A 22,203-nucleotide genomic window follows, 5' to 3' on the forward strand; every position below is an offset into this window, starting at 1 on the left:
ATCATGAAGAACATTCAAAACATGGGCCTGCTGATCCTCGCGGCGGCCGTTCCTCTGATCGCGGTCCTGCCCCTGCCGGACTTCTGGATCACGCAGCTCAACTACATCGGCATGTACAGCATGACGGTGATGGGCCTGGTGCTGCTCACCGGCGTGGGTGGGCTCACCTCGTTCGGCCAGGCGGCGTTCGTCGGCATCGGGGCCTACACCACAGCCTGGCTCACGCTCAACCTCGGCATCTCGCCCTGGCTCACGCTGTTCATCGGCATGAGCCTGACGGCCGCCAGCGCGCTGCTGGTGGGGCTGATCACGCTGCGCATGTCGGGCCACTACCTGCCCCTGGCCACCATTGCCTGGGGCCTCTCGCTCTACTACCTCATGGGCAACCTGGACGCGCTGGGCAAGTACGACGGGTTGCTGGGTATCCAGAGCCTGTCCATCGCGGGCTTCGACATTGGCCAGGGCCGTGCCTTTTTCGTGCTCACCTGGGCCCTGCTGCTGGCGTTCGCCGCGGCCCTGCTCCACCTGCTGGACTCGCGCGCGGGCCGCGCCATCCGCTCGCTCAAGGGCGGCTCGCAGATGGCCGAGGCCATGGGCATCAGCACCTTCCGCTACAAGGTCACGATCTTCGTGCTGGCCGCGCTGTTTGCTTCGGTGGCGGGCTGGCTGCTCGCGCACTTCCAGCGCACGGTCAACCCCTCGGCCTTCGGCCTGAAGATGGGCATCGAGTACCTGTTCATGGCGGTGGTCGGTGGCGTGGGCCATGTGTGGGGCGCGATCGTCGGCGCCGGCCTGATCCGTGTGCTCGAAGACCAGTTGCAGGTGCTGCTGCCCAAGCTGATCGGCACCAGCGGCAGCTACGAGGTGATCGTGTTCGGCATCGCCCTGGTGGTGGTGCTGAAGTACCTGCCCGATGGCCTGTGGTCCATGGTGGGCAAGCGCGTGCCACAGAAGCCGCGCGCGGTGGACTGGCAGGACGCCGCCGCCCTGCCCGAACGCGCCAAGCCCACGGCCGGCGAGCTGGTGCTCGACGTGAAGAAGGCGCGCATGCAGTTCGGGGGTCTGGTGGCGGTCAACGACATCAGCTTCCAGATCCGGGCCGGCCAGATCGTGGGCCTGATCGGTCCCAACGGCGCGGGCAAGTCCACCACCTTCAACCTCATCACCGGCGTGCTGCCAGCCACGCGCGGCGAGGTGGTGTTCCAGGGCGGCAACATCAGTGGCAAGCCCTCGCGCGAGATCGCGCGCCTGGGCATGGCACGCACCTTCCAGCACGTCAAGATGATCCCCGACATGACGGTGCTGGAAAACGTGGCGCTGGGCGCGCACACCCGCGGGCGCAAAGGCGTGCTGCCGGCCATGCTGCGCGCCAACCGCGCGGAAGAAAAGCAGCTGTTCCGGGAAGCGCAGCGCCAGCTCGAACGCATCGGCATGGGCGAGTACCTGCACGAGCAGGCCGGCAACCTCGCCATGGGCCCGCAGCGCCTGATGGAGATCGCGCGCGCCCTCTGCGCCGACCCGACCCTGCTGCTGCTCGACGAGCCCGCGGCCGGTCTGCGCCACCAGGAGAAGCAGGCCCTGGCCGGTGTGCTGCGCCAGCTGAAGGGCGAAGGCATGAGCATCCTGCTGGTGGAGCACGACATGGACCTGGTGATGCAGATCTGCGACCACCTGGTGGTGATGGAGTTCGGCACCCTGCTCACACAGGGTCCGCCCGCGCAGATCCAGCAAGACCCGAAAGTCCGCGCGGCCTATCTCGGCACGGAGCATTGAAATGAGCAACCCCATTCTTCAAGTCAAGGGCCTGCGCGCCGGCTACGGCCGCGCCGAGGTGCTGCACGGCATCGACATCCAGGCCGAGCCGGGCAGCGTCATCACCGTGATCGGCCCCAACGGCGCGGGCAAGTCCACCCTGCTCAACACCCTCATGGGCATCCTGCCCGGCAAGGGCCTGATCGAATTCCGTGGCCAGGACATCGGCGCGCTCACGCTGGAAGAGCGTGTGATGAACGGCATGTCGCTGGTGCCCGAGAAGCGCGAGCTCTTCGGCACCATGCCGGTGGAAGACAACCTGCTGCTCGGCGGCTTTCGCCAGATGCGGCTGGGCAACGCGCAATGGCGCAACCGGCTCGACGACGTGTACAGCCTGTTCCCGCGCCTGCAGGAACGCCGCATCCAGCTGGCCGGCACGCTCTCGGGCGGCGAACGCCAGATGCTGGCCGTGGGCCGCGCGCTCATGTCGCGCCCCGACCTGCTCATGCTCGACGAGCCCAGCCTGGGACTGGCGCCGCTGATCGTGCGCGAGATCTTCACCATCATCGAGACGCTGCGCCAGACCGGCGTGACCATCGTGCTGGTGGAGCAGAACGCGCGCGCCGCCCTGCAGGTGGCCGACCACGGCTACGTGCTGGAGATGGGCGAGCTCAGTGCGCAGGGCCCGGCCAGCGAACTGGCCAGCGACCCGCGCGTGATCGAAACCTACCTGGGCACCGCGCGCCAGGCCGCCTGACCCTCCCGCTCTTTTTCACTCACGCCCGACCGGAACCGCCCCGCCATGAACGCCTACCAGCCCCGCCTGGCCGACCACCACTTCATCCTGCTCGACGTGCTGCGCGCGCCGCAGACCCTGGCCGCGCTGCCCGCACTGGCTGAACACGCCGACCCCGACCTGCTGCGCCAGGTGGAGGAGGAAGCCGGCAAGTTCGTCGGCGAAGTGGTGGCCCCGCTGAATCGCGACGGCGACGAGATCGGCGCCCGGTGGAAGGCCGGCGCGGTCACCATGCCGCCGGGCTTTCGCGACGCCTACCAGGCCTTCTGGCAGGCCGGCTGGCCTTCGCTGGCCTGCGCGGTGGAAGACGGCGGCCAGGGTCTGCCGGCCGCGCTGGAGGCCATGCTCTACGAAATGCTCAGCGCGGCCAACCACGGCTGGACCATGGCGCCCGGCCTGCTGCACGGCGCCTACGAGTGCATCAAGCACCACGCCTCGGACGAACTCAAGACGAAGTACCTGGAGAAAGTGGCCACCGGCGAATGGCTGGCCACCATGTGCCTGACCGAACCCCACGCCGGCTCCGATCTCGGCCTGGCGCGCACGAAGGCCGTGCCGCTGCCCGACGGCCGCTACGCGCTCTCGGGCACCAAGATCTTCATCTCCGGCGGCGAGCACGACCTCACCGACAACATCGTGCACCTGGTGCTCGCGCGCCTGCCCGACAGCCCACCCGGCCCGAAAGGCCTGTCGCTGTTCCTGGTGCCGAAGTTCCACGAGGACGGGTCCAGAAGCGCGGTCGTGTGCGAACGCATCGAAGAAAAGATGGGCCTGCACGGCAGCCCCACCTGCGTGATGCGCTTCGACGAAGCCCCGGGCTGGATCGTGGGCGAGCCCGGCAAGGGCCTGAACGCGATGTTCGTGATGATGAACGCCGCCCGCCTGCACGTGGGTCTGCAGGGCATCGGCCTGCTCGACGCCGCCTGGCAGAAGGCCGACGCCTATTCGAAGGAACGCCGCCAGATGCGCGCACCCGGCGGCAGCGCGAAAGCGGGCGAAGCTGATTTGATCGAGCAGCACCCGGCCATGCGCCGCATCCTCGACGCCCAGCGGGCCTGGATCGATGCCGGACGCGTGATCGCCTACCGCACCGCGCTGGAGCTGGACATCCTGAAACACCACGAAGACGCCGCCCGGCGCGAAAGCGCCAGCCGCTGGTGCAGCCTGGTCACGCCGGTGCTCAAGTCCGCCTGGACCGACCAGGCCTTTCACGGCGCGAGCGCCTGCCTGCAGGTGTTCGGCGGCCACGGTTACGTGCGCGAATGGGGCATCGAGCAGGTGGTGCGCGACGCACGCGTGGCCATGATCTACGAAGGCACGAACGAGATCCAGGCGATCGACCTGCTGCTGCGCAAGACCCTGCCCGACGGCGGCGCGGGCTTGCTGCAACTGCTGGCCGAGCTGTCGGACGATCTGGGCGACGACGACCAGGGCCAGCGTGTGCGGGCACAGCTGGACCGTTTCAGCGCCTTCCTGCGGGAGCGCCTGCTGCCGCGCGCCACCGCCCAGGACACCCCCGCCGACCTCGCCCACTGGCTGGCCGACGACTTCCTGCGCGCCGTCGCCATGCTGCTCATGGCCTGGGCCTGGGCCCGCATCGGTGTCACCGCCGGGGCCGAGGCGTCGCGCTGGCAAGCCGCGCAGACTGGCTTCTGGCGCTGGGTCTGGCCCGAATTCGACATGCGCCTGGCGATGCTCGACGCCAGCCTGGACGGAGCATGACCCCCGTCAAAGGGGCGCCGGCCACCCGCGCTATGCTTGTGTGCCATGCCTGAACCATCCGTTGCCAACACCCTGCGCCGTCCCCGGGCGCCCCGCAAAACCGCCGGGACCGCTCCGGCGAGCCCGTCCGCCGGTGGGCCCGAGGCCTCCTCGGGTCTGGACACCAGCTACCTGGAAACCCTGCTCGGCTACAACGCCCGGCGCGCCGCGCTGGCGGTGATCACCGTGTTCCTGCGGCGCATGGCGCCCTTTGGCCTGCGCCCGGTGGACTTTTCGGTGCTCACGCTCATCGCCCACAACCCGGGCGTGACCTCACGCCAGCTGTGTGCGGAACTCGACATCCTGCCGCCCAACCTGGTGGGCATGATCAAAAACCTCGACAAGCGCGGCCTGATCGAACGCAAGCCCCACCCGTCCGACCGCCGCGCGCAGGGGCTGCATCTCTCAGCCGAAGGCAAGCAACTGCAAAAGCAGGCACAGCTCACCGCCACCCGGCTGGAACACGACGTCTCCGATACCCTGACCCCCGCCGAGCTGGACACACTCAACGCCCTGCTGCGCAAGGTGTATCAGCGGTAGTCCCCACACGCGCAATCCGGGTATATCCGGAGCGTTGGACATTGCGCCACATTGCTGCAGTGCACACAGCTAGCAAACTGCTAGCAGGCGCCGTATAGTGTTTCTCAAGCCCCGACACAGAGGGCTGCACCAGGAGACACAACATGGGCGCCAAAGACCACCATACCGCCGTGATCCAGCTCTTTGATCTGCTGGAATCCCGCTATGCCATGCGTGTGATCTGGGCACTGAGCGATGGCCACCCCCAGACCTTCCGCCTGCTGCAGGACAGCGTGGGCGGCGTCACCCCCAACACCCTCAACACCCGCCTGAAAGAACTGCGCGCCGCCCATCTGGTGGACCACGGTGGCGACGGCTACCGGCTCACCAGCCAGGGCGCCGATCTCGCCCGCCGCATGAACGACGTGCAGCAGTTCGCCAGCAAGTGGTCGCACCAGCAGGCGCGTGCGGCGGCACACGCAGCCTGAACCTTCAGCCGGAGAAGGGGCACCCTTCCAGCACACACCGGGGAACCGGCTTTGCCGGGCCACTGGTGTGGTCCCCCTCGGGGGGAAGTCGCGTCAGCGGCTCAGGGGGCGTCCCTGACCACCTGGCGCTGCTCGCCCAGCCCGCGCCCGCCCAGCGTGATCACGTCACCCGCCTTCAGGTAAACCGGCGGCTTCTGGCCCATGCCCACCCCGGGCGGCGTGCCGGTCGGGATCACGTCACCGGGCATCAGCGCCATGAAGCGGCTCAGGTAGCTCACGATGGTCTTCACGCCGAAGATCATGGTGCGCGTATTGCCGGTCTGGCGGCGCACGCCGTTCACGTCCAGCCACAGGTCCACATCCTGCTCGTCACCCAGTTCGTCGGGTGTCACCAGCCAGGGACCGATGGGGCAGTGGGTCGGGTAGCTCTTGCCCTTGGTCCACTGGCCCTCGTATTCGGTCTGGTAGGCCCGTTCCGACACGTCGTTCACCAGACAGAACCCGGCCACATGGTTCAGCGCATCCGCTTCGCTCACATGGAAGGCGCGCTCGCCGATCACGATGCCCAGCTCCACCTCCCAGTCCAGCTTCTGCGAGCCGGGCGCGAGCCACACACTGTCGTTCGGGCCGCTGATGGCGCCGTTGTGCTTGTTGAACACGATGGGCTGACCGGGCACCTTCAGGCCGGATTCGGCGGCGTGGTCGGCGTAGTTCAGGCCGATGCACACCACGTTGCCCACGGCGCCCACGCAGGCACCCAGGCGGGTGTCGGCGGGCAGCAGGGGCAGCGACGCCGGGTCCAGTGCGGCGAGCCGGGACATAGAATCACGCCCCAGGGTGGCCGGGCCGATGTCCGGCACCACGCCCGAGAGGTCGCGCAGCGCACCGCTGGCATCGATCAGACCGGGTTGTTCCGTGCCCTGCGGGCCGTGGCGAAAAAGTTTCATGGGCTTGTCTCCGTGAAAAAACGTCGATTCTCACCCGCATCGGGCCCTTTTGCCGCCAGCCCCCTTGAATCCGGCCAGACCGCCCCGAATTACCGCGCACGGCCAGCTTTGCCATCGATTTCACGACCATTCTTCATCGACATGATCCAACCACCGAACCCCGCCACCGCCCCCGAGCACACCTCCCCCCTCAACGCGGAAGAAGCCCTCGCCGCGGCGGCCGTGGCCGAAGCCGATGCGCTGGCCGCCCTGACCAACGAAGTCACCGAACTCAAGGCCAAGAACGCTGACCTGGCCGACCAGTTCCTGCGCGCCAAGGCCGAGGCCGAAAACGCGCGCCGCCGGGCCGAGGACGACATCAGCAAGGCCCGCAAGTTCGCGGTGGAAAGTTTTGCCGAGAGCCTGCTGGCCGTGGCCGACAGCCTGGAAGCCGGCCTGGCCATCCAGGAAGCCACCCGCGAACAGCTGCGCGAAGGCTCAGAAGCCACGCTCAAACAGCTCCAGAGCGCGCTGGAGCGGCACAAGGTGGTGCAGATCGCGCCCGCCGGCGGCAGCAAGTTCGACCCGCACCAGCACCAGGCCATCAGCATGGTGCCCGCCGAGCAGGAGGCCAACACCGTGGTCGCCGTGCTCCAAAAGGGCTACCTGATCGCCGACCGCGTGCTGCGCCCGGCCCTGGTCACCGTGGCCGCACCCAAATAACGGCATTTGTGCGGCCCTGCCCTTGAAAAACGGCTGAGTTATCCACACATCTTCCACAAGGGATGCACGCCGCATCCACACCCTTTTCAACATTCACTTTTTAGAACCGGAGCACACAAATGGGAAAAATCATCGGCATCGACCTGGGCACCACCAACTCGTGCGTGTCCATCATGGAAGGCAACACCACCAAGGTGATCGAGAACTCGGAAGGTGCGCGCACCACGCCGTCGATCGTGGCCTACCAGGAAGACGGTGAGGTGCTGGTCGGCGCGTCCGCCAAGCGCCAGGCCGTGACCAACCCCAAGAACACGCTCTACGCGATCAAGCGCCTGATCGGCCGCAAGTTCACCGAGAAAGAAGTCCAGAAGGACATCGACCTCATGCCCTACTCCATCGTGGCCGCCGACAACGGCGACGCCTGGGTGGAAGTGCGCGGCAAGCAGATCTCGGCCCAGCAGGTCAGCGCCGACATCCTGCGCAAGATGAAGAAGACCGCCGAGGACTACCTGGGTGAGCCCGTGACCGAAGCCGTGATCACGGTGCCGGCCTACTTCAACGACGCCCAGCGCCAGGCCACCAAGGACGCCGGTCGCATCGCCGGCCTCGACGTCAAGCGCATCATCAACGAGCCCACCGCTGCGGCCCTGGCCTTCGGCCTGGACAAGCAGGAAAAGGGCGACCGCAAGATCGCTGTGTACGACCTGGGTGGCGGCACCTTCGACGTGTCCATCATCGAAATCGCCGACGTCGATGGCGAGAAGCAGTTCGAAGTGCTGTCCACCAACGGCGACACCTTCCTGGGCGGCGAAGACTTCGACCAGCGCATCATCGATTACATCGTCACCGAGTTCAAGAAAGAACAGGGCGTTGACCTGACCAAAGACGTGCTGGCCCTGCAGCGCCTGAAGGAAGCCGCTGAAAAAGCCAAGATCGAACTGTCCAGCTCGGCCGCGACCGACCTGAACCTGCCCTACATCACGGCCGACGCATCGGGCCCGAAGCACCTCAACATCAAGCTCACGCGCGCCAAGCTCGAAGCCCTGGTGGAAGAGCTGGTCGAGCGCACCATCGCCCCTTGCCGCATGGCGATCAAGGACGCCGGCATCAGCGTGGGTGACATCCACGACGTGATCCTGGTCGGCGGCATGACCCGCATGCCCAAGGTGCAGGAAAAGGTGAAAGAGTTTTTCGGCAAGGAGCCGCGCAAGGACGTGAACCCCGACGAAGCCGTGGCCGTGGGTGCTGCCATCCAGGGCCAGGTGCTCTCGGGTGACCGCAAGGACGTGCTGCTGCTGGACGTGACCCCGCTCTCCCTGGGCATCGAGACCATGGGCGGTGTCATGACCAAGATGATCCAGAAGAACACCACGATCCCGACCAAGTTCAGCCAGGTGTTCTCCACCGCCGAAGACAACCAGCCGGCCGTGACCATCAAGGTGTACCAGGGCGAGCGCGAGATCGCTTCCGGCAACAAGGCGCTGGGCGAGTTCAACCTCGAAGGCATTCCGGCCTCGCCGCGCGGCATGCCGCAGATCGAAGTGTCGTTCGACATCGACGCCAACGGCATCCTGCACGTGGGCGCCAAGGACAAGGGCACCGGCAAGGAAAACAAGATCACCATCAAGGCGAACTCGGGCCTGTCCGAAGCCGAGATCCAGCAGATGGTGAAAGACGCCGAGCTCAACGCCGCCGACGACAAGAAAAAGGTCGAACTCGTGCAGGCCCGCAACCAGGGCGAAGCCATGGTGCACAGCGTGAAGAAGTCGCTGGGCGAACACGGTGACAAGCTCGACAGCGGCGAAAAAGACGCCATCGAAGCCGCGATCAAGGACGTGGAAGAGGCGCTCAAGGGCGAAGACAAGGAAGCCATCGAGTCCAAGACCGAAACGCTCATGAGCGCCAGCCAGAAGCTGGGCGAAAAGGTCTACGCCGCATCGCAGGCTGAGGCCGCCGCAGCGGGCGCCAGCGAAGGCGCCAGCCAGGAGAGCGCCAGCAAGGCCGCGGCCGACGACGACATCGTTGACGCCGAAGTGAAAGAAGTGAAGAAGGGCTGATCGCCATTTCGATGGCTTTCAAGCCGCCGCCGCGTCCGGGCAACCCGACGCGGCGTTTGTGTTCAAACAGATCTGCAAAAGACCATGGCTAAACGCGATTTTTACGAAGTGCTGGGCGTGCCCAAGAACGCCTCGGACGACGAAATCAAGAAGGCGTATCGCAAGCTGGCGATGAAGCACCACCCGGACCGCAACCAGGGTGATGCGGCCAAGGCCGCCGAAGAACGGTTCAAGGAGGCCAAAGAGGCCTACGAAATGCTGTCGGACCCGCAAAAGAAGGCGGCCTACGACCAGCACGGCCACGCCGGCGTGGACCCCAACATGCGCGGCGGCCCGGGCGCCGAGGGCTTCGACGGCTTCTCGGGCGCGTTCGGCGACATCTTTGGTGACATTTTTGGCGGTGCCCGCGGCCAGCGCAACGGCCGCCAGGTCTACCGCGGTTCGGACCTGTCCTACGCCATGGAAATCAGCCTCGAAGAGGCCGCCACCGGCAAGGAGGCCCAGATCAAGATACCTTCGTGGGACGACTGCGAAAGCTGCAAGGGCACCGGCGCCAAGCCCGGCACCAGCGTCAAGACCTGCACCACCTGCCACGGCCAGGGTGTCGTGCAGATGCGCCAGGGCTTCTTCAGCGTGCAGCAGACCTGCCCGCACTGCCACGGCAGCGGCAAGATCATTCCCGAGCCCTGCACCAGCTGCCACGGCCAGGGCAAGATCAAGAAGCAGAAGACGCTGGAGATCAAGATCCCCGCCGGCATCGACGACGGCCAGCGCATCCGCAGCAGCGGCAACGGCGAGCCGGGCCAGAACGGCGGCCCGTCGGGTGACCTCTACATCGAGATCCGCCTGCGCAAGCACGACATCTTCGAGCGCGAGGGCGACGACCTGCACTGCCAGGTGCCCGTCCCCATGACCACCGCCTCCCTCGGCGGCGAGATCGACGTGCCCACGCTGCAAGGCAAAGCCACCATCGACCTGCCCGAAGGCACACAGAGCGGCAAGACCTTCCGCCTGCGCGGCAAGGGCGTCAAGGGCGTGCGCAGCAGCTACCCCGGCGACCTGTACTGCCACGTGGCGGTCGAGACGCCGGTCAAGCTGACCGAGCACCAGCGCAAGCTGCTCAAGGAACTCGACGAGTCGTTCAAGAAGGGCGGCCACAAGCACAGCCCGAACGACAAGGGCTGGTTTGAAAAGGCGAAGAGCTTCTTCGCCTGATTTCGGCTGAGCGGTTCAGAAAAACAAAGGGGCGACGGGTGACCGTCGCCCCTTTTTTTTGTTTTCATCCGATCAACCCGCGGACCTGCTCACCGACTCCTTCTACCCATCAGCCAGCAACCCCAGCGTCTTCGGGCAGCGGGTACCACTGAAGAACTGCCGCAACGCGGCGGAGAACTCGGGTGTTTCCGGTGAGACCGCCTCGAACAGCGTCAGGCAGCTGCGTAACTTGAGAGCGTCAATGGGGCCGAGGATGGACTCGGCGCTCTGCCCAACGTGGTGGCTGATCGCGCGGATGCATTCGATCAGCCGTGGGCCCAGCATCGGATGGGCCAGATAGGCCGCCGCTTCGGCCTTGCCGCTGATGCCGTAGAACTGGGCGTGGTGGCTGTTCCCCAGACCGCGGAGCTGGGGCAGCACGAACCAGATCCAGTGGGTCTGCTTGCGACCCTGGTTCAGCTCGGCGAGCGCGGCTTCATGGACGCCGGACTGGGCGTCGATGAAACGCTGGAGGTTGAACGGATCGTGCATGCCGGTGGTGGTTGACGAAGGCGTTGCAGGATTCAAGGTGACCTGGAGCGGTTTCTCCCGGCGCCGGAGAGGCCAGTGTAGCCAACGACGGGCGCTGCTCGGCAGGGTCCTCTCGGTGGTTCATCCAGACCACCCACCCGCCCATGACAACGAACACCCCAAGCACTTCGCCCGACCGCCTGCGCAGTGGGTCCACACCAGCACCAGGCCAATCCGGCGCGCCGTAACATGCCGGGCATGAGCACCCCAACGCACGACTTCATCATCCTCGGCGCCGGCATCGCGGGCGCCTCCACCGGCCACTTCCTCGCACCGCACGGCCGCTGCGCCATGCTGGAACGCGAGAGCCAGCCGGGCTACCACAGCACCGGGCGTTCGGCGGCACAGTTCATCGCCAGCTACGGGCCGCCCCAGGTGCGTGCGCTCTCCCGGGCGAGCGAACCTTTCTTCCAGCACCCGCCCGATGGCTTTGCCAGCGCGCCGCTGCTCACGCCGCGCGGTCTGCTCACGGTGGCCGGCGAGGCCGAGCTGCCCCATCTGCAAGAAGCCTGGGACGTGCTCAAGGCCATCAGCCCCCGGGGCCGCTGGCTGGGCGCCGACGAAGCGCTGACCATGGTGCCGGCGCTGCGGCCCGGGAAGGTGAGCGCGGCGATCTACGAGCCCGACAGCTTCGACATGGACGTGCACGCCATCCACCAGGGTTACCTGCGCGGCTTCCAGCGCGCGGGTGGCGAGCTGGTAACGGATGCGGAAGTGGTGTTCATTGATCGAACAGGCGATCTCTGGCGCGTGCGCACCGCAGCCGGTGCCGAATACACAGCGCCGGTGCTGATCAACGCCGCCGGCGCGTGGTGCGACGCCATCGCCGGTCTGGCCGGTGTGGCGCCCATCGGCCTGGTGCCCAAACGCCGCACGGCCTTCACCTTCGCGCCCCCGGCCGGCGTGGACACGGCGCACTGGCCGCTGCTGCTCGCCGCCGACGAGAGCTTCTACATGAAGCCCGACGCGGGCGCCCTGCTCGCCTCGCCCGTCAACGCCGACCCGACCGTGCCGCAGGACGTGCAGCCCGAAGAGCTGGACATCGCGCTCGGCCTGCATGCCATCGAGACCTGGACCACGCTCACGCCGCGCCCCACGCACACCTGGGCCGGCCTGCGCTCCTTCGTGGCCGATGGCGAGCTGGTGGGTGGCTTCGATGCGAGCGCGCCCGGCTTCTTCTGGTGTGCGGCGCAAGGCGGCTACGGCATCCAGACCAGTGCGGCGATGGGCGAGGCCTGCGCGGCGCTGGCGCGCGGGTGGCCACTGCCGGCGCACATCAGCGCCTGTGGCTTGACCGCGGCGATGCTCTCACCCGGGCGGCTGCGAGACTGAGCCTGGGAACCTAACCCGCACCCCACGCTCACACCGCCCATGCCCACACCGCCCCCCCTCATCGAAACCCACGACCTCAGCATGTCCTACCCCCTGGCGCACACGCGGGTCGACGTGCTGCGCGGGGTCAATCTCCGCATCGAGGCCGGCACGCGGGTGGCGATCGCCGGGCCTTCGGGTTCGGGCAAGACCTCGCTGCTGTTGCTCTTCTCCGGGCTGGAGCGGCCGAGCGGCGGGCGGGTGGTGATCGACGGGGTGGACCTCGCCACGCTGGACGCCGACGGCCTGGCCGATCTGCGGCGCGACCGCATCGGCATCGTGTTCCAGAGTTTTCACCTGCTCGCCAGCCTGAGCGCGCTCGACAACGTGGCCCTGCCGCTGCAGATGGCCGGGCGGCGCGATGCGCGCGACGCGGCCCGCGCCATGCTCGCCCGCGTGGGCCTGGCCGACCGGCTGACGCACTACCCGAGCCAGCTCTCCGGCGGCGAGCAACAACGCGTGGCGATTGCGCGCGCACTGGTGCACCGCCCGCGCCTGCTGCTGGCCGACGAACCCACCGGCAACCTGGACGACCAGACCGCCGAGTCGGTGCGCGAGCTGCTGTTCGAACTGAACCACGACCTCGGCACGACGCTGGTGCTCGTCACGCACGACCTGGAGTTCGCCGCCCGCTGCGACCGCGTGCTGCGCCTGCACGACGGGAAGCTGCACGAAACGCCGGCACCGGCCACCGGGGAGGCCCGCGATGTCCATGCGCTTCCTGCTTGAACTCGCCTGGCGCGACCTGCGCGCCAGCGGACGCAGCCTGTGGATCTTTGTCGCCTGCCTGGTGCTTGGCGTGTCGCTGGTGGCCGCGGGCGGCGGGCTCTACCGCCAGGTGGCCGACGCGCTGCGCAACGACGCGCGCCTGCTCTTCGGCGGCGACGTGGAAGTGGAACACACGCAACCGCTGCCCGCCGACGCGCTGGCCTGGATGCAGCAGGGTGCCACGGTCTCGCGGCTGGTGGAACTGCGCACCATGCTGCGCACCGCCGACGGCCGCTCGCAACTGATCGAACTGCAGAGCACCGACAGCGCTTACCCGCTCTACGGCACGGTGACGCTCTCACCCGCCGGCACGCTGGCGGATGCGCTGCGCGGCCCCGACTGGGGCGCTGCGATCGACGGCGCGCTGGCGCAGCGCCTGGGCCTGGCGCCCGGCGACCGCATTCACATCGGCGACCTCAACCTCGAAGTGCGCGCCCTCATCACGCGCCAGCCCGACCGCAGCCTGCGCGCCGACTGGGGCGGCGCCCCGGTGCTGGTGGCCGACGGCGCGCTGTTGGCCACCGGCCTGGTGCAGCCGCTCAGCCGCGTCGAATACCACTACCGCGTGCGCAGCGACGAGCCTCCGGCGTTGTGGCGCGACCGTTTCATGGCCGCCTTCCCGGCGCTGGACGCCGAGGTGCAGACCTTCGACGAGCGCAGCGCGCGCATGGCCGAGGTGCTGGGGCAGATCGGCTCGGGCCTGCTGCTGATCGGGTTCTCGGCACTGTTCATCGGCGGCCTGGGCGTGTTCAACAGCGTGCAGGCCTACCTGCAGGGCAAGCTCACATCGCTGGCCACGCTGCGCGCGCTGGGCCTGCGCGACGGCCGGCTGGCGGCGATGGTGCTGCTGCAGATCGTGATGCTGGCGCTGCTGGCCAGTGGCGCGGGTGTGTTGCTGGGCAACGCGCTGGCGCTGGCCGGCGCCTACGCCACGGCCGATCGCCTGCCGATGTCGGTGCTGCTGGCCGGGCTGTGGATGCCCTCGCTGGTGGCGCTGGGCTTTGGTGTGCTGACGGCGGTGGCCTTTGCGCTGCCGGCGCTGGGGCGGGCGCTGTCGGTCACGCCGGCGGCGCTGTTCCGCGGCGTGAGCGGCATCACGCTGCAGACGCCGCGCCGCACCTGGTGGCTCACCGCGGGCGTGGCGCTGCTGCTGGTGGCGGCGCTGGTGCTCACCCTGCCCGATCCGCGCTTCGGGCTCGCCTTCGTGCTCGCCACGGCGGTGCTGCTGGTGCTGCTGGAAGCCATCACGCGCGGGCTCAAGCGCTGGGCCGCGCGGCTGCAGGCCGGTCGGCTGCCGCTGGAACTGCAGCTCGCGCTGGCCGGCCTGCAGCAACCGGCCTCGCCGCTGCGCGCCGCCTTGCTCTCGCTCGGCTCGGCGCTCACCCTGCTGGTGGCCTGCACCCTGGTGGTGGCCACGCTGCTGCGCACCGTGAACGACACCGTGCCGGCGAACGCGCCGGCGCTGGTGTTCTACGACGTGCAGACCGAACAGATCGACACCCTGCGCGCGACGCTGCAGGCCGCGCCCGGTCTGCAGCGCGTGCTGACCGCGCCGCTGGTGCTGGGCCGGCTGGCGGCGGTGAACGGTGAGGCGCTGCGCGAGAGCGGCGACGGCGAACGGATGCGCGAAGCGCGCGACGAACAGAAGCTCAGCAACCGCAGCGGCAACATCGACGACGTCGTGGTCCAGCGCGGTGCCTGGTGGCCCGAGGGCCACACCGGCGAACCGCTGGTGGCGATGGAAGACCGCGAGGCCGACCAGCTGGGCCTGAAGGTCGGCGACCGGCTGCGTTTCGACATCATGGGCACACCGGTGGAGGCCACGGTCGCCGCCATCTACAGCCAGCGGCGCATGCAGTCGCGCCTGTGGCTCGAAGCCATCTTCAGCGACGGCGTGCTCGACCCCTTCATCACGCGCCATGTGGGCGCGGCCTGGCTGCCGGCCGGCGAAGCCCTGGCCGCCCAGGACCGGCTGGCCGCGGCGGCGCCCAACATCGTCAGCGTGCGCACCGAGTCCATGCTGCGCGAAACCCGCGCGCTCATGGGCCGCGCCAGCACCGGGCTGGCGGTGGTGGCCGGGGTCTGCCTGGCGGCCAGCCTGCTGGTGCTCGCCAGCGTGGTCGCGGCCAGCCGCAGCCGCCAAGTGTTCGACGCCACGGTGATGCACGCGCTGGGCGCGCGGCTCTCCAGCCTGCGGCGCGTGCTGGTGTGGGAATACGCGGTGCTCGCCGCGGTCACCGCCGCCTTCGCCCTGCTCGCCGGCAGCGCACTCGCCACCGGCCTGCTGCGCTGGCGCCTGGACCTGGACCCGGCCGGCCTCTACTGGGCCGGCGCGCTCACGGCGCTGGGCGTGAGCGTTGTCAGCCTCGGTCTGGGCGCGCGCTACCTGCTGCGGCAGATGCGGCTGAACCCGGCCATGCTGCTGCGCAGCGGGGGCTGAGCGATAGCTCCACAATGTGTGTTCCCCATCGTCAACGCCCCGCCATGAGCCTCATCGTCCACCACCTGAACAATTCCCGCTCGCAGCGCCTGCTCTGGATGCTCGAAGAGCTGGAACTGCCCTACGAAATCCGCGCCTACCAGCGCGACCCTCGCACCATGCTCGCACCACCCGAGCTCAGGCAGGTGCACCCGCTGGGCAAGTCGCCGGTGCTGGAAGACGGTCGGATCAAGCTGGTGGAAACCGGCGCGATCTGCGAGTACCTGGTCGAGAAGACCGCCCGCCTCGGCCCCGGCGACAGCGGTGAAGGCCTGCGCCGCTACCGCCAGTTCCTGCACTACGCCGAAGGTTCGGTCATGCCCATGCTGCTGCTGATGCTGGCCATGGGCAAGGTGCCGCTGATGGGCAAGATCGCGCTCAAGCGCATCCAGCCCATGGTGGACGTGCACCTGGACTACATCGAACAGGAACTGGCCTCGCGGCCCTGGTTTGCGGGCAAAGCCATCAGCGCGGCCGACATCATGATGAGCTTCCCCCTTGAGGCGGCCGTGTCACGGGCCGGCCTGGGCTCCTCGCGGCCGGCCACCATGGCTTGGCTCAAGAAGATCCATGCCCGCCCCGCTTACCAGCGCGCGCTGGAAAAAGGCGGCGAATACGACTACGCCTGAAACACACCCCAGGGTCAACGCTTGAACGCTCCGCGCCAAGAACCCTGCGCCAGCGTCCATTGGGCCGGCGCACCGCTTCCACACTTCGGTGGCACCCGCGCGTGGGAGCTGCCCCGCATCGACCCAAGCCCATGAACCTGCAGAACACCCACGGCTACCCCAGCACCCGCCTGCCGCTGTTCGCGCGCAACATCGTCAGCACCTCGCACCCGTTGGCCGCGCAGGCCGGGTTGCGCATGCTGCTGCAAGGCGGCAACGCGGTGGACGCGGCCATCGCCGCGGCGGCCGCGCTCACCATCACCGAGCCGGTGAGCAACGGGCTGGGGTCGGACGCGTTCTGCATCCTCTGGGACGGGCAGCAACTGCACGGCCTCAACGCCTCCGGCACCGCGCCGACGGCCTGGACGCCGGGCTACTTCCACCGCAAGCACGGCAGCGACGCACTCACGCCCCCGAAGCGCGGGATCGATTCGGTCACCGTGCCCGGCGCCGTGGCCGGCTGGGCGGCCCTGAGCGAACGCTTCGGAAAACTGCCGTTCGCCGACCTGATGCAACCGGCGATCGAACTGGCCGAGCGAGGCTATGCGGTGCCGGTGGTGGTGCGGCAGAAATGGGCCGCGGCCACGCCCGAGCTGCAGGGCCAGCCCGGCTTTGCCGAGCACTTTTTGCCCTGGGGCCGCGCGCCCCAGGTGGGCGAACTGTTCCGCTTCCCGGCCGCCGCGCGCGGCCTGCGCGCCATCGCCGAATCCAGAGGCGAGGCCTTCTACCGCGGCCCCATCGCGCAGGCGCTGGCGCGCTTTTCGGCACAGCACGGCGGCGCGCTCACCGAGGCCGACCTGGCGGCCTTCCACCCCGAGTGGGTCGCGCCCATCGGCCAGGACTACCGCGGCCACACGCTGCACGAGATCCCGCCCAACGGCCAGGGCATCGCCGCGCTGATCGCGCTGGGCATCCTCTCGAACTTCGACCTCGCGGCGACGAGGGTCGACAGCGTGGCCGCGCAACACCTGCAGATCGATGCCATGAAGCTCGCCTTCGCCGACGTCTACCGCTACGTGGCCGAGCCCGGCGCGATGGCCGTGAGCAGCGAACAGATGCTCGACCCCGCCTACCTGCGCGAACGCGCCAGGCTGATCGACCCGCAGCGCGCGCAGGACTTCGGCGCCGGCAACCCCGCCCAGGGCGGCACGGTGTACCTGAGCGCCGCCGACGAGCGCGGCATGATGGTCAGTTTCATCCAGAGCAATTACATGGGCTTCGGCTCCGGCGCGGTGGAGCCGTTGTATGGCATCAGCCTGCAGAACCGCGGTCACGGCTTCAACCTGCAGGCCAGCCCGGGTCGCAACACGGCCAACCTGGTGGCACCGGGCAAGCGTCCCTTCCACACCATCGTGCCGGCCTTCCTCACGAAAGACGGGCAACCGGTGATGAGCTACGGCGTCATGGGCGCCAACATGCAGCCGCAGGGCCACGTGCAGACGCTCGTGCGTTTGCTCGACCACGGCCAGAGCCTCCAGTCAGCGTGCGATGCGCCGCGCTGGCGCTTCGACGCCGGACTGCACATCAACGTCGAATCCGCCATGGACCCGGCCACGGTGCAGGGCCTGAAAGACCTGGGCCACCAGACGCGCCTGATCGACGACCCCTACCAGGACTTCGGCGCGGGGCAGTTCATCTGGCGCCTTGGCGACCCGGCGAGCGAAGGCTACGTGGCGGCGAGCGACCCGCGGCGCGACGGGCAGGCGGTGGGATTTTGAGGGGCGTATCCCGGCGGCTTCGCCACTCAGCTTGCAGAGGATGGCGGTGCCGTTTTCAGCGCCACATCATTCAGCTTTTTCCAAGCCTGGAAGCCACCGGCCACCGACAAGGCCTTCGGATAGCCCAGTGAGCGAAGCAGCGATGCGGCGGCGAGGCTTCTCCGCCCGCTGTTGCAGACACACAGCAGCAAGTGATCGCGCGCGTGGTGCAACTGATTGATCATTGAAAAGAACGACATGGCATCCATGTCCTTCGGCTTGCCCGCGTCCAGGATGTCCTGCTCGTCCTCGGTCAAGGTGTGGCCGAGCATGCGCTTGACCTCGAACAACGGGATGTGCACGCTGTCCGGGATGGCGCCTTTCATCTCGATCTCGAAGGTCTGACGAATGTCGATCATCGAGGCCAGTCCCAGCCGGCAAAGCTCCAGCGCGGTGGGCAGCGTCACTTCGAGGGCGGCCAGTTCCTCTTCGGAGATAGCGTCATCCATGTTCATCGTGCGGCCCAGCATCAATGCGGATGCAAACGCGCAGCCGCGCTGGATATTCTGCCTGAGCGCGCAACGGGTCTGATACACAAGGCCCCCGCGCTGGCCAGCGGCTGGATCTGGCTGGGGCTGGCTGGACCGCTGCGCCATCTGAAAAGAAAAAGGCCACAACGCCGACGCGGTTGACGCGGGCCCGCGCTCGGATCAGGCTGCGATTGCGACATCGCCGTTGGCTCAAACAGGCAGCGACAGCCGCATGGCCGGTGAACCTTTTCAAGGAGATTGCCATGCAACACATCCACCCACCCCCAGACCAGGCGATGTCCAACCACCCGCTGGAATATTCAGACCCGGAGTTGCGCGCGTACGCCGAAGAGCAGGCGGAAGACATCCTTGAGGGAGTCATCCACTACATGCCGCTCATCCTGCCCGGCATGGCGGCCTTGCTGATCTTCATGCTGGCCTTCGTCGCGGTGACCATGGCGTGAAAGGCTGAGAGTCTTTCGCTCATGCCCGCTCACCACGCGGCGGCTATGGCCTCCATCAAGACAATCGAATGGCTCTCTTTGATAGTTTTTGTCAAACTATCCATCAACCCCGATTGTCCGACCCCAGGAGCCCGCCATGACCGCCCTCATCCGCCAGATCCAGCCCGTGTGGTTCCAGATGCAGCGCCTGGAGCTGCCGGTGCCACCGCATGCGCTGCGCAACGCCCTGTTCGCTCTGTCTGCCGGCCTGCTGCTGATGGCCGGGCTGGCGGCAGGCAGCACCTTCTGGGCACCCACCCGCGTCTGGTGGGACGCCACCGGCGCCAGCAGCGCCATGACGGCGGGCGTGCAGGCGTCGCTGCTCGCTGCGCTGGCCACCGCGGTGGGCGCCTTGCCGGTGTTCCTGGTGCAACGCGTGAGCAAACGCCAGGAGTCGGCACTCATGTCGTTCGTCGCGGGTGTGATGCTGGCCGCCGCCATCTTTGCCCTGCTCCTGCCGTCCATCGATGCGGGGCAGGCCCTGCTCGCCGCCACCGGCTCGGCGCGCACCGGCGCCGCCGGGCTCACCGCCATCGGCCTATCGCTGGGCATGTTGCTGATGATCGGCATCGACCGCGCCCTGCCGCACGAACACGCGGTGTTGCCCCCGGCCGCCACCGGCCACGCCGCGCAATGGACCACGGCCGACGGCCGCGACCCGGGCGCCACCCAGCGCGCCTGGCTCATGGTGCTGGCCATCCTGATCCACAACGTGCCCGAGGGCCTGGCGGTGGGCGCGGCCTACGCAGGCACGGCGCTCGGCGTGGACGGCGGCGATCCGGTGAACGCGGGCGCCTCGGTGGCCTTGGCGATCGGCCTGCAGAACATGCCCGAAGGCCTGATCGTGGCGATGGCCTTGCGCACGCTGGGCCAGAGCGCGGGCAGGTCGTGGGCGGTGGCCGCGCTCTCGGGCCTGGCCGAGCCCTTCGGCGCGATCACGGGCCTGGCCCTGCTCGGCAGCCTGCCGGCCTTCTACCCCATCGGTCTCGCGGTGGCCGCGGGCGCGATGATCTTCGTCGTGAGCCACGAGATCATTCCCGAGACGCACCGCAACGGCTTCGAAGGCATGGCCTCCATCACGTTGATGGCGGGCTTCATCTTCATGCTGATGCTGGACGCCAGCCTGGGCTGACCGTTGGCCGCCGGGTCAAAACCTCAAGGCGCGGGGCCCAGCACGTCCAGCACCGCCGTCAGGTCAGCGCCGGTGTGGTCGGGCCGCCGTCCGATGGTCTCGAAAGGCAGGCCCTGGCGGTTGATCCACAGGGTGGTGAAGCCGAACCAGGTGGCGCCGAGCACGTCCCACGCGTTGCTGGAGACGAACAGCACATCCGCCTTCTCCGCCGCGATGTGGCGGGCCACCTCGGCATACGCCACCGGCATGGTCTTGAACTGGCGCACGCCGTCAACCGAGATCACATGGTCCAGCAGATCGGTCATGCCCGCGCTCTGCACGGCCGAGGCCAGCATCTCGGGGTTGCCGTTGGAGAGGATCGCGGTCGTCATGCCGCGCTCGCGCAGGGTCTGCAGGACACCGTGGTTTTCCGGAAAGGCGGTGAGCTGTGCGTACTGCGCCATCAGCGCATCTTCGTGCGCGTCCGACAGCGGCAGGCCCAGCCGCTGCAGGGCGTAGCGCAAGGCCTGGCGGGTCAGGTCCCAGAACGGCCGGTAGTGGCGGCTGCCGTTTTCGCCGTCGGGGTCCGACAGCGAAATCAGGCGCGTGTATTCGATCTGCTTGTCGCGCCACAGGGTCGAGATCGCCGCACCCTGGCCGGGGTACAGGCGCTCGGCCAGTGCGCCGATCGAATACACGTCGAACAGGGTGCCGTAGGCATCAAAAACAACCGCCTGAATGGGCATGAATCGGGCTCCGGTGTGGGGTGTTTCGAGGTGCGCCGATTCAGCGGAATCGGGCCACGTGATCCCGCATTCTGAGCGGTGCGACCCGGAATGCCAAAGCCCTGTTGGTGCCCTGCGCATGCAGGGGTTCCCCGCACCCGAGGGGTAAGATGGTTCGCATGAATGTACACATCCGATTCCTCGGCGCGGCCGGCACCGTCACCGGCTCCAAGTACCTCGTTGAATTCAACGGTCAGAGCGTGCTCGTGGACTGCGGCCTGTTCCAGGGCTATAAACAGCTGCGCCTGCGCAACCGCGACCCGCTACCGGTGATGCCCAACCACATCGGCGCCGTGATCCTGACGCACGCGCACCTGGACCACAGCGGGTACCTGCCGCTGCTGGCCAAGGAGGGTTTTCGCGGCAAGGTCTGGGCCACACCCGCCACGCGCGACCTCGCGCAGATCCTGCTGCCCGACAGCGGCCACATCCAGGAAGAAGACGCCAATTTCGCCAACCGCAAAGGTTTCAGCAAACACGCGCCCGCGCTGCCGCTCTACACCGAAAGCGATGCTCTGGACAGTCTGAAACTGATCCGCACCGTGCCCATGCACCAGGTCTTTGAACCGCTGCACGGCTGGAAGGCGAGCTTCACCAGCGCGGGCCACATCCTCGGCGCGGCCAGCCTGCTGCTGGAAGTGGGTGGCAAGCGCATCCTGTTCTCGGGCGACCTGGGCCGGCCCGACGATTCGCTCATGAACCCGCCCGACAAGCCGCCCGCGGCGGACGTGGTGGTGGTCGAGTCCACCTACGGCGATCGCGAGCACCCGGAGGAAGATGTGCTCGCCGAACTCGGCCCGGCGCTGGCGCGCGTGGCCGCGCGCGGCGGCACGGCCGTGGTGCCGGTGTTTGCCGTGGGCCGCGCGCAGGAGATCCTGCACGCCATCGTGCTGCTCAAGGCCAACGGCGTTCTGCCGCACAGCCTGCCGGTGTACCTGGACAGCCCCATGGCCATCCACACCACCGACCTGTACGACCGCCACATCGGCGAACACCGGTTGAACGCCGCGCAATGCCGCGACATGGAGCACGTGGCCAAGATGACGCGCAGCGCCGATGAGTCCAAGGCCATTGCGATGCAACACGGCCCCAAGATCGTGCTGGCCGCGGCCGGCATGGCCACGGGCGGGCGCGTGCTGCACCACCTGGTGCAGTACCTCGGCCACCACCGCAACATGGTCGTGCTGACCGGCTACCAGGCTCCCGGCACGCGCGGCGCCAGCCTGTCGGACGGCGCGACCAAGCTGCGCATCCACGGCCAGGACGTCCCCGTGCGCGCCGAGGTGGTGCAGATGCAATCGGCTTCGGCCCACGCCGACGCCAGCCAGCTCATGGACTGGCTGCGCGCCATACCCGCACCTCCACGCCGCGTGTTCGTGACGCACGGCGACATGGGCGCCTCCGACGCGCTGCGCCACCGCATCGAGACCGAGTTGCGCTGGCAGGCCATGGTGCCGGAACACGGTTCGACATGGGCGGCATGA

General features: G+C 68.1%; 20 protein-coding genes. 16 read left to right on the forward strand and 4 right to left on the reverse strand.

The annotated features are described in order from the left end of the window. Window positions 1–3: 3 nt before the first annotated feature. The 5 genes from AC23D4_RS07485 to AC23D4_RS07505 all read left to right on the forward strand — a co-directional run bounded on the left by AC23D4_RS07485 (window position 4) and on the right by AC23D4_RS07505 (window position 5,316). Window positions 4–1,773 (forward strand): branched-chain amino acid ABC transporter ATP-binding protein/permease, encoded by a 1,770-nt coding sequence (locus AC23D4_RS07485; RefSeq protein ID WP_472889673.1) that lies wholly within the window; start codon window positions 4–6, stop codon window positions 1,771–1,773. A gap of 1 nt (window position 1,774) precedes the next feature. Further along, complete coding sequence (locus AC23D4_RS07490; protein WP_472889672.1) at window positions 1,775–2,509, forward strand: ABC transporter ATP-binding protein; 735 nt, start codon at window positions 1,775–1,777, stop codon at window positions 2,507–2,509. 45 nt (window positions 2,510–2,554) lie between these two features. Then, window positions 2,555–4,270: an acyl-CoA dehydrogenase family protein gene (locus AC23D4_RS07495; RefSeq protein ID WP_472889671.1), complete on the forward strand. Its 1,716-nt coding sequence runs from the start codon at window positions 2,555–2,557 to the stop codon at window positions 4,268–4,270. A gap of 45 nt (window positions 4,271–4,315) precedes the next feature. Then, the gene (locus AC23D4_RS07500; protein ID WP_472889670.1) at window positions 4,316–4,849 is read left to right on the forward strand and encodes a MarR family winged helix-turn-helix transcriptional regulator; all 534 of its coding nucleotides are present in this window, start codon (window positions 4,316–4,318) and stop codon (window positions 4,847–4,849) included. Between the two features lie 143 nt (window positions 4,850–4,992). Next, window positions 4,993–5,316: a winged helix-turn-helix transcriptional regulator gene (locus AC23D4_RS07505; RefSeq protein ID WP_472889669.1), complete on the forward strand. Its 324-nt coding sequence runs from the start codon at window positions 4,993–4,995 to the stop codon at window positions 5,314–5,316. A 101-nt stretch (window positions 5,317–5,417) separates the two neighbouring features. On the opposite strand, the gene AC23D4_RS07510 is transcribed toward AC23D4_RS07505, so the two are convergent. Next, window positions 5,418–6,263, reverse strand: a complete 846-nt coding sequence (locus AC23D4_RS07510) for a fumarylacetoacetate hydrolase family protein (RefSeq protein ID WP_472889668.1) — start codon at window positions 6,261–6,263, stop codon at window positions 5,418–5,420. Window positions 6,264–6,404: 141 nt separating this feature from the next. Here AC23D4_RS07510 and grpE point away from each other — a divergent pair, with 141 nt between their 5' ends. The 3 genes from grpE (at window position 6,405) to dnaJ (ending at window position 10,237) form a co-directional block, all read left to right on the forward strand. Further along, window positions 6,405–6,965 carry a nucleotide exchange factor GrpE gene (gene grpE / locus AC23D4_RS07515; protein ID WP_472889667.1) on the forward strand — a complete coding sequence of 187 codons (561 nt, stop codon included), beginning with the start codon at window positions 6,405–6,407 and terminating at the stop codon, window positions 6,963–6,965. A 119-nt stretch (window positions 6,966–7,084) separates the two neighbouring features. Beyond that, window positions 7,085–9,022, forward strand: a complete 1,938-nt coding sequence (gene dnaK / locus AC23D4_RS07520) for a molecular chaperone DnaK (RefSeq protein WP_472889666.1) — start codon at window positions 7,085–7,087, stop codon at window positions 9,020–9,022. An 84-nt stretch (window positions 9,023–9,106) separates the two neighbouring features. Next, complete coding sequence (gene dnaJ, locus AC23D4_RS07525; protein ID WP_472889665.1) at window positions 9,107–10,237, forward strand: molecular chaperone DnaJ; 1,131 nt, start codon at window positions 9,107–9,109, stop codon at window positions 10,235–10,237. A gap of 102 nt (window positions 10,238–10,339) precedes the next feature. Here dnaJ and AC23D4_RS07530 read toward each other — a convergent pair whose 3' ends face one another. Then, window positions 10,340–10,804 (reverse strand): DUF1810 domain-containing protein, encoded by a 465-nt coding sequence (locus AC23D4_RS07530; RefSeq protein ID WP_487623716.1) that lies wholly within the window; start codon window positions 10,802–10,804, stop codon window positions 10,340–10,342. A gap of 201 nt (window positions 10,805–11,005) precedes the next feature. Here AC23D4_RS07530 and AC23D4_RS07535 point away from each other — a divergent pair, with 201 nt between their 5' ends. From AC23D4_RS07535 to AC23D4_RS07555, 5 genes are all read left to right on the forward strand, one after another. Next, window positions 11,006–12,139 (forward strand): NAD(P)/FAD-dependent oxidoreductase, encoded by a 1,134-nt coding sequence (locus AC23D4_RS07535; protein ID WP_472889663.1) that lies wholly within the window; start codon window positions 11,006–11,008, stop codon window positions 12,137–12,139. Between the two features lie 81 nt (window positions 12,140–12,220). Further along, window positions 12,221–12,907: an ABC transporter ATP-binding protein gene (locus AC23D4_RS07540; protein ID WP_487623717.1), complete on the forward strand. Its 687-nt coding sequence runs from the start codon at window positions 12,221–12,223 to the stop codon at window positions 12,905–12,907. Continuing rightward, window positions 12,885–15,386 (forward strand): ABC transporter permease, encoded by a 2,502-nt coding sequence (locus AC23D4_RS07545; protein ID WP_472889661.1) that lies wholly within the window; start codon window positions 12,885–12,887, stop codon window positions 15,384–15,386. Before AC23D4_RS07540 ends, AC23D4_RS07545 begins: the two co-directional genes overlap by 23 nt. 44 nt (window positions 15,387–15,430) lie before the next feature. Next, window positions 15,431–16,054 (forward strand): glutathione S-transferase family protein, encoded by a 624-nt coding sequence (locus AC23D4_RS07550; protein WP_472889660.1) that lies wholly within the window; start codon window positions 15,431–15,433, stop codon window positions 16,052–16,054. A gap of 131 nt (window positions 16,055–16,185) precedes the next feature. Then, window positions 16,186–17,811, forward strand: a complete 1,626-nt coding sequence (locus AC23D4_RS07555) for a gamma-glutamyltransferase family protein (RefSeq protein WP_472889659.1) — start codon at window positions 16,186–16,188, stop codon at window positions 17,809–17,811. Between the two features lie 26 nt (window positions 17,812–17,837). Here the strand turns inward: AC23D4_RS07555 and AC23D4_RS07560 are convergent, their stop codons facing one another. Further along, entirely contained in the window at window positions 17,838–18,386 is a 549-nt protein-coding gene (locus AC23D4_RS07560) for a rhodanese-like domain-containing protein (RefSeq protein WP_472889658.1), read from the reverse strand. 197 nt (window positions 18,387–18,583) lie between these two features. On the opposite strand from AC23D4_RS07560, the gene AC23D4_RS07565 reads away from it, so the two are divergent. Together AC23D4_RS07565 and AC23D4_RS07570 are read left to right on the forward strand one after the other, a co-directional pair. Continuing rightward, window positions 18,584–18,784, forward strand: coding sequence for a hypothetical protein (locus tag AC23D4_RS07565; RefSeq protein WP_226462773.1), 201 nt, complete (start codon window positions 18,584–18,586; stop codon window positions 18,782–18,784). 136 nt (window positions 18,785–18,920) lie between these two features. Further along, the gene (locus AC23D4_RS07570) at window positions 18,921–19,955 is read left to right on the forward strand and encodes a ZIP family metal transporter (RefSeq protein WP_472889657.1); all 1,035 of its coding nucleotides are present in this window, start codon (window positions 18,921–18,923) and stop codon (window positions 19,953–19,955) included. Between the two features lie 23 nt (window positions 19,956–19,978). On the opposite strand, the gene AC23D4_RS07575 is transcribed toward AC23D4_RS07570, so the two are convergent. Beyond that, window positions 19,979–20,680: a haloacid dehalogenase type II gene (locus AC23D4_RS07575; RefSeq protein ID WP_472889656.1), complete on the reverse strand. Its 702-nt coding sequence runs from the start codon at window positions 20,678–20,680 to the stop codon at window positions 19,979–19,981. A 158-nt stretch (window positions 20,681–20,838) separates the two neighbouring features. Between AC23D4_RS07575 and AC23D4_RS07580 the strand changes: the two genes are divergently transcribed. Next, window positions 20,839–22,203 carry an MBL fold metallo-hydrolase gene (locus AC23D4_RS07580; protein WP_472889655.1) on the forward strand — a complete coding sequence of 455 codons (1,365 nt, stop codon included), beginning with the start codon at window positions 20,839–20,841 and terminating at the stop codon, window positions 22,201–22,203.

This window comes from Hydrogenophaga sp. L76, assembly GCF_057654755.1.

Excerpts from the sequence above, each read along its gene's own strand:
- AC23D4_RS07485 (WP_472889673.1), top strand. The coding sequence starts at position 4 with ATGAAGAACATTCAAAACATGGGCCTGCTGATCCTCGCGGCGGCCGTT.
- AC23D4_RS07490 (WP_472889672.1), top strand. The coding sequence starts at position 1,775 with ATGAGCAACCCCATTCTTCAAGTCAAGGGCCTGCGCGCCGGCTACGGC.
- AC23D4_RS07495 (WP_472889671.1), top strand. The coding sequence starts at position 2,555 with ATGAACGCCTACCAGCCCCGCCTGGCCGACCACCACTTCATCCTGCTC.
- AC23D4_RS07500 (WP_472889670.1), top strand. The coding sequence starts at position 4,316 with ATGCCTGAACCATCCGTTGCCAACACCCTGCGCCGTCCCCGGGCGCCC.
- AC23D4_RS07505 (WP_472889669.1), top strand. The coding sequence starts at position 4,993 with ATGGGCGCCAAAGACCACCATACCGCCGTGATCCAGCTCTTTGATCTG.
- AC23D4_RS07510 (WP_472889668.1), bottom strand. The coding sequence starts at position 6,263 with ATGAAACTTTTTCGCCACGGCCCGCAGGGCACGGAACAACCCGGTCTG.
- grpE (WP_472889667.1), top strand. The coding sequence starts at position 6,405 with ATGATCCAACCACCGAACCCCGCCACCGCCCCCGAGCACACCTCCCCC.
- dnaK (WP_472889666.1), top strand. The coding sequence starts at position 7,085 with ATGGGAAAAATCATCGGCATCGACCTGGGCACCACCAACTCGTGCGTG.
- dnaJ (WP_472889665.1), top strand. The coding sequence starts at position 9,107 with ATGGCTAAACGCGATTTTTACGAAGTGCTGGGCGTGCCCAAGAACGCC.
- AC23D4_RS07535 (WP_472889663.1), top strand. The coding sequence starts at position 11,006 with ATGAGCACCCCAACGCACGACTTCATCATCCTCGGCGCCGGCATCGCG.
- AC23D4_RS07540 (WP_487623717.1), top strand. The coding sequence starts at position 12,221 with ATGTCCTACCCCCTGGCGCACACGCGGGTCGACGTGCTGCGCGGGGTC.
- AC23D4_RS07545 (WP_472889661.1), top strand. The coding sequence starts at position 12,885 with ATGTCCATGCGCTTCCTGCTTGAACTCGCCTGGCGCGACCTGCGCGCC.
- AC23D4_RS07550 (WP_472889660.1), top strand. The coding sequence starts at position 15,431 with ATGAGCCTCATCGTCCACCACCTGAACAATTCCCGCTCGCAGCGCCTG.
- AC23D4_RS07555 (WP_472889659.1), top strand. The coding sequence starts at position 16,186 with ATGAACCTGCAGAACACCCACGGCTACCCCAGCACCCGCCTGCCGCTG.
- AC23D4_RS07565 (WP_226462773.1), top strand. The coding sequence starts at position 18,584 with ATGCAACACATCCACCCACCCCCAGACCAGGCGATGTCCAACCACCCG.
- AC23D4_RS07570 (WP_472889657.1), top strand. The coding sequence starts at position 18,921 with ATGACCGCCCTCATCCGCCAGATCCAGCCCGTGTGGTTCCAGATGCAG.
- AC23D4_RS07575 (WP_472889656.1), bottom strand. The coding sequence starts at position 20,680 with ATGCCCATTCAGGCGGTTGTTTTTGATGCCTACGGCACCCTGTTCGAC.
- AC23D4_RS07580 (WP_472889655.1), top strand. The coding sequence starts at position 20,839 with ATGAATGTACACATCCGATTCCTCGGCGCGGCCGGCACCGTCACCGGC.